The organism is Gilliamella sp. Imp1-1 (genome assembly GCF_001690415.1).
Classification (GTDB): Bacteria; Pseudomonadota; Gammaproteobacteria; order Enterobacterales; family Orbaceae; genus Gilliamella; species Gilliamella bombi.
Genome location: NZ_LZHK01000121.1, coordinates 1 through 12,371, shown reverse-complemented (window position 1 = coordinate 12,371; position 12,371 = coordinate 1). Strand labels below are relative to the sequence as shown.

Sequence of the window (12,371 nt, the reverse complement as noted above, 5' to 3'; positions counted from 1 at the left end):
TTAACGGCTTAAGCTACCTCGATAGATCAATCGTCTTGGAATTATTGTTGTGCCCGATTGGTAATTATTGTTATGTAAATAGTTTAAAAACAGTTTTATTGTTACATCGGCAACTTCTTTATGATCTTGCGAAAGTGATATGACTTTACATGGTAAAAAATCTAACAATTCATTATCTCCAAAGGTAGCAATAGTTAAACTCTCAGGTAAGTGCCCAAATTTTCTTAAAATTGCATCAATACTTCCTTGTAATAGCGAAAAAGAAGTAGTAAATATACCATTAGGCAATTCATGACTTTCTAGCCATTGACTAAAGGCTAAATCAGCATCTCGTCGACTATAATTATTTGCATATAAAAAATTAACTTTATTACAATTGTCAAGTTTGATATCTTTAAAACCATCTAAACGAAGTTGACTAACAGATAAGTTTGCTAGGGCTCCTATATAAACTACTGAATCTTGTACAAAGTTATTAAATGCTTGAGCAAGTGATTTAGAATCTTGTTTATCTGCACCTACAATATTTCTAAATTTAGAGATGGATAATATTCGATCAAGTGCAAATAATGGAATCTTTTCGTTTTGCCAGTCATCATAAAAAAAATAATCTTGAGCAGAAACGAACGAAGAAGAAATAATTAAGGCATCTACGCGACGCTGCTGAAGGTGTTTGACACACTCTTTTTCGACTTGTGGATTATCTTCGGAACATGCAATTAGTAATTGATATCCTTCCTTTCTTACCAATTGTTCTAAATAATTAGCTATGCGAGTGTAACTGTTGTTTTCTAAATCAGGAATAATAATGCCTATAGTCCGGGTTTTACCTGCTCTAAGCCCCGCTGCTACCGCATTGGGTTGGTAATTATGTTTTTTCACTATCGACATAACTTTTTCGACTGTTTTATCACTAACGCGGTACTTTTTGGCTTTTCCATTGATCACATAACTGGCCGTCGTCCTTGATACACCAGCTAAAAGTGCTATTTCCTGTAATTTCATTATAATTATCTCAACAAAAATATTGCCAATTATTTAACATGGTTAGAAATAAATAGTAAACAATAATTTTTATTTACTTAATTAAACAATTGTAACTTTTTACTATTAAGATTAATTAATTTCCATTGTATTTGTTAATAGTAAATAGCAATATTTTGATTGTGAATATTTTCAATTTTGACCGGTGTATCAAATATATCTTCTAAAATATTGGCTTTCATAATCTGTTGTGGATTGCCTTGGTATATTAATTCACCATTTTTCATCGCTAAGATGTAATCTGAATATACGGATGCAAAGTTGATATCATGAATAACAATCACAATGGTTTTACCTAGCTCATCGGCTGCGCGGCGCAATTGTTTCATCATGGCAACAGCATGTTTCATATCAAGATTATTGAGTGGTTCATCAAGTAATACATATTTAGTATCTTGACATAACACCATAGCAACATAAGCTCGTTGCCGTTGACCACCAGATAATTCATCTAAAAAGCGGTCTTTATATTCAGTAAGATCTAAAAAATCGAGCGCTCGATAAATATGGTTATAATCATCAGCATTTAAACGCCCTTTGGTATAAGGATAACGCCCAAATCCAACTAGTTCAAAAACAGACAATCTACTGGTAAAACGGTTTTCTTGTCTCAATACTGATAAATAAGTGGCAAGTTTATCACTTGGCGTATTAACAACATCCATATTTTGAATTTTAACTTGTCCTTCATCAGCTAATAGAAGACGACTTATAATTGATAATAGCGTCGATTTCCCCGCTCCATTTGGACCAATAATAGCAGTAATTCCACCTTGTGAAATCGTCGCGTTGACATTTTTTAATACAGATACTGTTTGATAGCTTTTACTAACATTATCAATTTTTATCACTTTGGAACCTTTTTTAATAATAAGAAGATAAACAAAGAACCACCAATGAATTCAATGACAATGGATAATGCACCAACCATATTTAATACTCGCTCTAAGAACATTTGTCCACCGACCAGAAAAATAACACCTAACAAAAAAGCAGTAGGCAATAAAAAACGATGTTGGCTTGATCCACTAATACTATAAGCTAAATTAGTAATTAAAAGCCCCAAAAAAGTGAATGGACCGACTAATGCCGTTGACACTGATACTAAAACTGAAACTAGCAATAATATAATAGTGACACTTTTTTGATAATCGATACCCAAATTGATTGCATTATCCCGACCCAACGCAAGTACATCAAATTTAAATCGCATTTGCCATAAAAATAGACCAACAATAGCTACTATTACTAACGAAAAGATAATCAATATAGGCTCTGCACGTGTAAATGTAGCAAAAATACGACTTTGAAGCACAGCGAATTCAGACGGGGTCATCAAGCGTTGCAATAGATTAGAAAAACTACGGAATAATGTGCCTAAAATAATTCCTATTAATAATACCACATGTAAATTTTTCTTGAGTCTAGTAAACAAACCTCGATATAAAAACAAAGAGAATAAAATTAATAAAAGTGATTCGAATACAAATTTACCAATAATACCAATATAAGGAATACCTTGTGAATCAATACAAAAGATTACAACTGTTTGAATAAGTACAAATAGTGATTCAAATCCCATAATAGAAGGTGTTAATATTCGATTGTTGGTAACTGTTTGAAAAAGCAGTGTTGATGTCGCAGCCGAAAAAGCGACTAAAATCATAGTTAGCATTACCCACGTTCGATGCTTCAAAATATAGCTAATATTGCCTTTAAGGTTGAAAGTCATAAAACATATTATGCAAACTAGAGCAATAATTAACAATAAAAGAACTCTTTTTTGACACAAAATATGGCGTTTTTGATTAACTAACATGACGTTTTCGACTCAACAATATTAAAAAAATAATAGCGCCAACTACGCCAAGAATAACACTTACGGGGATCTCAAAAGGATAGCGAATTACACGCCCAATAATATCGCAAATTAAAACTAATCCACTACCAAACAAACAGATCCATGGCATGGTTTTACGAACATTGTCTCCAAATAATAAACTAACAATATTTGGTACAATCAATCCTAAAAATGGTAAAACTCCAACAACTACAACGACAATACCGCCAATTAATGCAATAACAATAAGCCCTGTAAACATAACACGACGATAGTTAAGCCCTACATTAATAGAAAAATCACGCCCCAAGCCAACTACAGTAAACTGATCCGCACACCAACAAGCAAGTAATGTCAAACCACCCACCAACCATAATAATTCGTAACGGCCTTTTAAAATAGCTGAAAAATCACCTGATTCCCAACCACCAAGTGATTGTAATAAATCAAAATACATGGCAAAAAATGTAGTAATAGCGCTAATAACTGCACCTAACATAATGCCAATAAGAGGTACCATTATTGCTGACTTTAAAATAATCTTTCGAGAAATCGCCATAAATATCATTGTGCCAATCATAGCAAATAGGCTAGCAACAACCATTTTTGTCATAACACTAGCGCCAGGAGCTAAAACCATCATAACTAATAAGCCAAGACTAGCCGATTGAGTAGTGCCAACTAAAGAGGGTTCAACAAATCGATTTTGTGTTAATAATTGCATAATCAAACCTGCAACACTCATGGCGCTACCAGCTAACAATAAGGCAACAGTTCTAGGAATACGGCTTACAAAAAAAATCTCACGCATATTGCTATCTGACCATAAATCAAATAGTGTCACATGCCCTGCACCAATAAATAAACTTATTGCAGTCATGATCAATAAAATGAACATGCCTGCAATAAAATAAAATGATTTAATCATGTTTTACATTAATGTGCTGGTTCACTTTGCAAAGCGGCATCTATTTGGTCCATCAAATGGCTATAGGTTTGGATACCACCAGCAATATACATGGAAGAAGAATCTAAATAAACGATATGGTTTTGTTGCCATGCCGCAGTTTTTCGGATCAATTCATTGTCAAGTACTTGTTGTGCAGACTGAGCTTCTTTATTACCAATTGCATTATCTCTATCTAACACAAATATCCACTGCGGATTAACACTCAAAATAAATTCAGAGGTAACGGCATTACCATGACGACTAGCTTCTTGGAAAGTGGTTGCAGGCTGAAAACCAAGTACATCAAACACAAAACCAAAACGAGATTTTGAACCATAAGCCGACATTTTACCGCCATTAACCATAATCACAAGTGCTGTGCCAGCCGTAGTTGTCTTAGTTTTCAATTGTTCGATTTTTTGATTAAAATCGACAATAAGTTTCTTAGCTTCATTTTGTTTATTGAAGATTGAGCCTAATTGTTCTGTTCTTTGAGTTAAACTGATTAAAAAGTTATTTGGGTCAATATCTAAAGAAATCGTCGGAGCAATATCATTCAATTTTTTATAAGCATCAGTAGCACGACCTCCAGCAACAATAACATCTGGCTGAATTGAACTTAAAACTTCATAATTAGGCTCAAATAAAGTGCCCACATTAGTGTAGTCTTTGCGCTCATATTTAGATAAAAAAGTTGGATAATGCACATCTGATTGAGGCACTGCTGTCACAGGAATATTTAATGCGTCCATGATATCAAGTGTTGCAGTATTAAAAACAACAACTTTTTTAGGATTTTCAGGCACATCGGTTTCACCTTGAGTATGTTTAATGGTAAGCGTATTTGCAGCAGTTTGCTGTTCTTTTTTATTGTCACATCCAACCAAAACAAGCAAAACAGCAAGTAAAACTAAAAATTTCACTTTGATATATGAATACATTGTAGCTCCTAATTATCAACCAAATAAAAAACAAAAACGATAATTATAATAATTATCATTTACATTATGATTGTAACTAAAAACTTTGCTCTATTCAATGTACTTTAAATGTTTAAAAAACTAATATGTGATAAGAAATAGATTAAATAACTCTGAAATGAACGGATTAAAAAGCTATCGATTTTTATTCGATAGCATAATTAATATTGATAATTAGAGTTGTTTAGTGTGATCAAGGGATAAATCTTTAAGTTTTCTAGTTAAGGTATTTCGCCCCCAGCCTAGCAGATGAGAAGCATCTTGTTTATGGCCTCGAGTAAAATCAAGCGCACTTCTTAATAAGATTCGTTCAACATCATTTATTGCTTCAGTCAAAATTCCTGTTTTACCATTTATTAGAGCTTGTTTTGCCCATTGTTCCAGCAATACTTTCCAATCAACTTCTTGTTGAGAAAAGTGGCTTGTAGGCAATGTGGTATTTTCATTTGTAACCACTGTTTTAGCTGTCGATAATTGCAACAATTCTGGAGGCAAGTCCTGAACTAAAACTTCTTTATTTGAAGACATCACCGTAACCCAGCGACAAATATTTTCAAGTTGACGAACATTACCTGGCCAATTAAAGCGACATAAAACATTTAAAGCTTCAGAACTGAATACTTTACTTTCTACCCCCAATTCTTTGGCGGTTGTATGTAAAAAATGTTCTGATAGTTTTGGTATATCTTCAATTCGATCGCGTAGCGGTGGTAATAAGATACGAATTACATTTAGACGATGAAAAAGATCTTCTCTAAATTTACCCTCATGAACCCTAGCTTGTAAATCTTGATGAGTAGCTGCAATAATACGGACATCTACTTTGACGGGAGAATAACCGCCAATACGATAAAATTGCCCATCGGCAAGCACCCTTAATAATCTGGTTTGAACATCAAGTGGCATATCACCAATTTCATCGAGGAATAATGTACCACCATTCGCCTGTTCAAATCTTCCATGCCTAATTTGAGCCGCTCCAGTAAACGCTCCTTTTTCATGTCCAAAAAGTTCTGACTCAATAAGATCTTTAGGGATGGCTGCCATATTTAGTGCAATAAAAGGGGATTGTGAGCGAGGGCTATGGATATGTAATGCTTTTGCAACTAATTCTTTCCCCGTTCCTGATTCACCATTAATCAATACACTAATTGATGATTTGGAAAGCCTACCAATAATACGAAAAACTTCCTGCATTGAAGGTGCTTCACCAATAATGCCGGTCGATGCTTTACTTGTTGTATTATTATTGGTTTTATTACTTTGAGTTTGTGAAATCGCACGTTCAACCAATTGAATAACTTCGTCCACATCAAAAGGTTTAGGAATATAATCATAAGCACCTTTTTGATAGGCATTTACTGCTGCATCTAGATCGGAATGAGCAGTCATAATAATAACTGGCAAATTCGGCATTTGCTCTTTAATATGATGAAGCAATGTTAAACCATCAAGTCCTGGCATTTTAATATCAGAAATTAGTACAGCTGGTTTTTGTACATATGTATCTAATGCATCAATAACTTGTTGACCACTCTCAAAACTAACACAGTTAAAATGAGCATTAGTTAATGCTTTTTCTAATACCCATCGAATAGAGCTATCATCATCAACAATCCAAACATTCATTTTCGTTTACCTCACTGCCTAATTGGCAAATAGACAGAAAATTGAGTATGCCCAGGCCAACTATTAAATTCAATTTTACCGTGATGTTGATCAACAATATTATTTGCAATCGAAAGTCCAATACCTGTACCTCCTTCATGCCCACTCACCATGGGATAAAACAAAGTATCTTGTATATGAACAGGCACACCAGGCCCAGTATCTTCAATATCAATACGAGCGCACAAACGATAGCGCTGCCCATGTAAAGTAATCTGAAAAGCAGTTCTTGTCCTGATAATAATTGTACCAGCATTGGATCCGATAGCCTGCAAAGCATTACGAACAATATTTAAAATTACCTGTTCTATTTGTTCAGAGTCATGAATAAAATCAGGTAAGCTTGGATCATAATCACGCAGAATTTTAATATTGGTTGTCTTTTCTAAACACAGCAAAGCATAGATACGTTCTATTGCTTGATGAATACTTTGTTCTTTTTGCTGTAATCGTTGCTGTGGGCCTAATAACCTATCCACCAGATTTCTTAACCTATCCGCTTGTTCAATAATAATTTTTGTGTAATCTTGCAATTCATTTTTAGGTAGTTCACGTGATAATAATTGAGCAGCGCCTCGAAGCCCTCCTAGTGGATTTTTAATTTCATGAGCTAGTCCACGAACTAATTCACGAGCTGCACTCTGTTGCGCTTGTTGCAATTGTTCTTGGCTAAGACGTTTATGGCTATTTAATGGAGTCATTTCAATTAAAATCTGTCCATTAACTAATAGTTGAGCGGTCAATGTTAAAATATGTAATTCATTATTGATAACTAAATTGACTTCATTATCTGTAAAACCTTGATTTTGCTCTAATGTACTGAGCATTAAATCTATATCCAAAGAAAAGTATCCCAGCAAATCAGGAAGATAACTTTCTAATAATTTTTTTGAACTTTGTGCTAATAATTGCTGCGCAGCAATATTGGCATACAAAATATTAAGTTTAGTATCAAGTAATAAAATACTTGTAATCATAGAATCGAGAACAAGATTAGCATCAGATTCATTATTAAATGTCATCGTTGGTTTTCCGTCCTGATTAGAAACCACCGCAAATTAACGGTGGTTTGATAGGTTAAATTACTATATAGTTTATAGACTATAGTACATTTCAAACTCAACTGGGTGTGGTGTCATACGTACACGATCAACGTCTTGACGTTTTAAATCAATGTATGCATCAATAGTATCGTTAGTAAATACGTTACCACGTGTTAAGAATTCACGATCTGCATCTAATGCATTAAGTGCTTCTTCAAGTGACCCCGCAACCTGAGGAATTAATTTAGACTCTTCTGGTGGTAAGTCATATAAGTTTTTATCCATGGCATCACCTGGATGAATCTTATTGATAATGCCGTCTAAACCAGCCATTAACTGAGCAGCAAATGCTAAGTATGGGTTAGCTGCTGGATCTGGGAAGCGAACTTCAATACGTCGCGCTTTAGGACTAGTAACAACTGGGATACGAATTGATGCAGAACGGTTACGAGCAGAATATGCAAGCATAACTGGTGCTTCATATCCTGGAACTAGGCGTTTATAAGAGTTAGTTGCAGGATTAGTAAATGCATTAATTGCTTTAGCGTGTTTAATAATACCACCAATATAGAATAATGCCATTTCAGAAAGGCCAGCATATTTGTCACCAGCAAAAAGATTTACGCCATCTTTAGCAAGTGATTGGTGACAGTGCATACCAGAACCGTTATCGCCAAACATAGGCTTTGGCATAAATGTCGCAGTTTTACCGTAAGCATGTGCCACATTTTGTACAACATATTTGTAAATTTGAACTTCATCAGCTTTTTTAGTTAATGTATTGAAACGGCAGGCAATCTCATTTTGGCCAGCTGTTGCAACTTCATGGTGGTGAGCTTCAACCACTAAGCCAAGTTGCTCCATAATTAAGCACATTTCAGAACGGATATCTTGTGATGAATCAACCGGAGGAAGTGGGAAATAACCACCTTTTACACCAGGACGATGGCCTTTATTACCATCTTCATATTTAGTACCTGAGTTCCAAGCAGCTTCAATATCATCGATATGTACAAAGCTACCTGACATTGGTGAACCGAAACGAACATCATCAAATAAGAAAAATTCTGGTTCAGGGCCAAAAATAACTGTATCAGCAATACCTGATGATTTTAAAAATTCTTCGGCACGTTTAGCAATTGAACGTGGGTCACGATCATATCCTTGTAATGTTGCAGGCTCTAAAACATCACAACGGAGATTTAATGTCACATCTTCAAAAAAAGGATCTATAACAGCACTTGATGTATCTGGCATTAGCACCATATCTGATTCATTAATACCTTTCCAACCTGCAATTGATGAACCGTCAAACATCTTACCATCTTCAAAAAAGCTATCATCAATTTGACTAACAGGAATTGTAACGTGTTGCTCCTTACCTTTTGTATCGGTAAAACGTAAATCAACAAACTTAACCTCATTTTCTTTAATTTGTGTTAAAACTTTTAGTATAGACATGTATCTTCTCCATTGAGGACAAATAATAATTGTTCAGTTTTTAAGGTATTCTTACCAAATTGCTATAACGCATGCAAATTTAATGCCAATTTTTTAACGGTACATTCATGAATGTATGTACAATAAATAGTAACATAGATCTTAATTCTGCACCATAATGGTTAGAAAGGCACCAACTTAATGCACCAAAATCATCCATAATACTTTGAATGCCGTTTATTATCTAAATCTACAATATTTACACTTATAGCAATGATAAATTACCAGTCGTAGGCAATCTGCCAGTAATGCGCCCAAAACTATACAGGCAATGGCTCTCGATCACTAGAAACAATTTAATAGAACGTTATCTTATTCCAATCATTTTTAATAGTTTCTTCTGAAATAAATACTACGTCGTAATACATATCATCTTCTGGGTTAATGATCGTTATTTGCTTACAGCCTGTTCCTCAATAACAAATCAATTTAAATTCAGCCATAGCCATTTTTTAGTCAAATACTTTTGAGCGCTACATATTTCCCTTCTATTTTATAAATGCCTTTAATCGTTTTTGTTTACCCATGATCATCAATATCACAACGTCCATATTGAAAATAACTTGGCGTGGTATAATCACGACAAGTTAACTTTGCATCAAAATTAAAAAGGGACGAAAAAATCAGCATGTTTTATTTTTATATCTCAATCTCTAATTTTTTATCTGATCAATATAATCATTGAATTCTATTAATGTATTAGATCTGTCAGGAAATAATATCGACAAACAGTAAATTTAACTGTTTTTGTTGAAACACAAAATAATTTGTGCGAAAGATATTTTCAGTCATTAAATCTTCATCAAACGATTAAAATAACGATAAGAATAATAAAGATTAATTGCCTTAAATACACCTAGATTACACCATGAAGTGCAATTCTTCTTAACTCCTTAGAATAAAAATCGGCAGGGCTTTTAAACTTATGCCGTTTTCTTGGGCGTGTGTTCAACAGATATTGTATTTTCTTTATCTGTTTGTCGTCAACTAATGAAATGGCCGCTGACTTAGGTATAAACTGACGTATTAAGCCATTGGTGTTTTCATTTGTGCCTCTTTGCCAGCTTTTATAAGGCTCCGCAAAGTACACGGTGGTGTTTAAATAATGCTCAATAGCATGATGATAATTAAATTCGGTTCCATTATCAAAGGTGATGCTTTTAACCATTTTTTTAAACGGCGTTAGCAATTTTATTATCATATCTCTCGTTTCGGAGGCGGTACGTTGATTGAGGCGCCCAATTAATACTAGCCCTGTTTTTCGTTCAACTAATGTCACCAATGCTTGCTTGTCTTTACGGCTAATAATCGTATCTCCCTCCCAATGTCCTCGCGTTTTCCGGCTTTCTACATAACTTGGACGTTGTTTAATTGACCGTTTATATCGGCGGTCTCCTTCTTTAATACTCGGTGCCTTACAATGCCTATAGGCTTTGCCTTTTCGCCTTAGATAAGGTTTGAATTGTTCATAGCGCGCTTTATTTTGATAAAGATAGTTATAGATTGATTGGACGCTGACTTTCTTTAAACGTGCAGCAATCTGCTCTGGGCTGTAATAAAGCATGAGGTATTTTTCAACTTGACGCCATACCGAAGACTCTATTGCCTTACCATTACCGTTGTTTTTTCGCCTTTTCCTAGCTAGGGTTACCGCATCATGTGCCTGATAGGCTTGATTAGGTTTTGAGTTTCTTTTTATCTCTCGACTTATTGTCGAAGGATGTCTATTGAGTAGCTGGGCTATCTCTTTTTTATTCTTTCCGGCTTGTAATAATACGAAAATCTGGTATCTTTCCTTCCTAGAAAGGTGATTATAATACTTAGCAATCTCCAAACTGTGGTGGTGCGAAGGTGCTAGTATAAATCACCTTTCTACTTTCTTCACTCCACCGTGTTTAAAATTGCACTTCATGTTTGAATCCAGGAAAAACAGTTAAGAAAACTTTAATAAAATCATCATCTTTTCTGACTGATTTTTAGTGAAAAATAATTTCTTTTTGTTTTGGTGAATAAAATAGATTGGTGCGGTGGTTTCAGCGTCGGTGGCGGTAGGGGCGGCGCAGTTTTGTGGCTTTGCCACAACTGCGCAACCCTAAGGGAAAATACCCCCAACTTGTGCGGGGGCTTTATTCTTGTCTATATTGTCCTCTCAGACAACATAAGCACCTTTTGCACTCTAAAGATTAATTAACCACTACCTTAAGCAAAGACCGTGGCTCTCAGAACCGGCTAAGTTATCACTGTGCCTATAGACGTAGCCTCTGCTCGAACTAACAGCGGACATATTACCTGATCGGCTGCCACCTAACCAGTAGCTAACGCCAAGGAATTCTGCATTAGGGTAGCCGTATATGTAACCCACTCCGTAAGAAATCCAGCGCCTATTTGACGTTGGTATTCCCCATGTCCTGACGATGGCTTGGCGCCATCGTTCATTATGACATAATCTCTACCCACTTTTATTTTTATACATGGGAAAAAATGATCTCCTCTTACACCACACTTCGCATTGGTTAAATCACTTGTCCCCGGCATGTGATAACCCAAACCACTACACCATCCAGATTGTTCATTATAATATCTTCTTACGGCCCCACTACTGATGAACCACTTCTTCAACACAAATCCATATTTTACTAACTCATAACCATCTTTATCTCTACCCACTAACTCAAACGTCTGCGGTAACCTTGGTACAGTAATTCGGCTAGGATTAAACCTTTGATTTCTTGCCTCTGGACCTGTTAGCTTAACACGTGCTACAACTTGTCCCCTATCTTCATAAGGAATCCAGTAATCATTAGGTACAACATTTATCACGCTTGCAGTAATTCCCTCATGCGTGACAGGTGCCCATGTCAATTCTCTTACATCTATTCCTGTAATGAGTAAATCAAAATATAAATTATCCGCACCTGTAGTTGGAAAATTGAGGTTATATGATCCAGGATTGGTTGATTGAACTAAGAAGCCCTTCTTAGGATTCCATATGTTAGCAGGGCCTGCGTGTTTGCCGTCACCCATTTGTAGATTCGGTCTTGCATACTTGATAACTGGCATAACTGGCTCCGCTGGTAATGGTTCGGATAGTAATATTATTGCATCACTACGATTACCCGCTCGATACTTTTTGTCATTCGCCTGTACATTATTCCATGGCAATGACAATAATAACAGTGCTGATACTAGCAGAGCTGTTTTAGGTGATTTGAGCGATAATTTCGATAATTCGTTGAGAAATAATTTGGAAGATATAAATAAGTTTCGTGTAAAAACTCGTCGAATAAGATTATTTAATAAATTTAAGACATAGGTTTGCCAGTGCTTGTGCCTTGTGCCTTGTGCCT

Annotated in this window: 11 protein-coding genes; all 11 read right to left on the bottom strand. The window is 35.2% G+C overall.

The genetic code is table 11. From position 1 onward, the window contains the following. Positions 1-1,005 (bottom strand): catabolite repressor/activator, encoded by a 1,005-nt coding sequence (gene cra, locus A9G38_RS09870; protein WP_034912587.1) that lies wholly within the window; start codon positions 1,003-1,005, stop codon positions 1-3. Between the two features lie 134 nt (positions 1,006-1,139). Beyond that, on the bottom strand, positions 1,140-1,895 hold the full coding sequence (locus tag A9G38_RS09865; protein WP_034912582.1) for an iron ABC transporter ATP-binding protein: 756 nt from the start codon (positions 1,893-1,895) through the stop codon (positions 1,140-1,142). After that, positions 1,892-2,863 (bottom strand): iron chelate uptake ABC transporter family permease subunit, encoded by a 972-nt coding sequence (locus A9G38_RS09860; RefSeq protein WP_034912578.1) that lies wholly within the window; start codon positions 2,861-2,863, stop codon positions 1,892-1,894. Before A9G38_RS09860 ends, A9G38_RS09865 begins: the two co-directional genes overlap by 4 nt. Next, the gene (locus A9G38_RS09855; protein WP_034912658.1) at positions 2,853-3,809 is read right to left on the bottom strand and encodes an ABC transporter permease; all 957 of its coding nucleotides are present in this window, start codon (positions 3,807-3,809) and stop codon (positions 2,853-2,855) included. The genes A9G38_RS09860 and A9G38_RS09855 overlap by 11 nt, the downstream gene beginning before the upstream one ends. Before the next feature lie 11 nt (positions 3,810-3,820). After that, positions 3,821-4,774, bottom strand: coding sequence for a siderophore ABC transporter substrate-binding protein (locus A9G38_RS09850; RefSeq protein WP_141671112.1), 954 nt, complete (start codon positions 4,772-4,774; stop codon positions 3,821-3,823). A gap of 213 nt (positions 4,775-4,987) precedes the next feature. Continuing rightward, positions 4,988-6,442, bottom strand: coding sequence for a nitrogen regulation protein NR(I) (gene glnG, locus A9G38_RS09845; protein WP_034912575.1), 1,455 nt, complete (start codon positions 6,440-6,442; stop codon positions 4,988-4,990). Between the two features lie 11 nt (positions 6,443-6,453). After that, the gene (gene glnL / locus A9G38_RS09840; RefSeq protein ID WP_034912566.1) at positions 6,454-7,503 is read right to left on the bottom strand and encodes a nitrogen regulation protein NR(II); all 1,050 of its coding nucleotides are present in this window, start codon (positions 7,501-7,503) and stop codon (positions 6,454-6,456) included. Between the two features lie 72 nt (positions 7,504-7,575). Then, positions 7,576-8,985, bottom strand: a complete 1,410-nt coding sequence (glnA, locus tag A9G38_RS09835) for a glutamate--ammonia ligase (protein WP_034912563.1) — start codon at positions 8,983-8,985, stop codon at positions 7,576-7,578. A gap of 895 nt (positions 8,986-9,880) precedes the next feature. After that, positions 9,881-10,858: an IS30 family transposase gene (locus tag A9G38_RS09830; protein ID WP_081297956.1), complete on the bottom strand. Its 978-nt coding sequence runs from the start codon at positions 10,856-10,858 to the stop codon at positions 9,881-9,883. Between the two features lie 99 nt (positions 10,859-10,957). Beyond that, entirely contained in the window at positions 10,958-11,104 is a 147-nt protein-coding gene (locus A9G38_RS12340) for a hypothetical protein (RefSeq protein ID WP_167370059.1), read from the bottom strand. A gap of 224 nt (positions 11,105-11,328) precedes the next feature. After that, on the bottom strand, positions 11,329-12,371 hold a 1,043-nt coding region (locus A9G38_RS12335), incomplete at its 5' end, for a hypothetical protein (protein WP_176713259.1).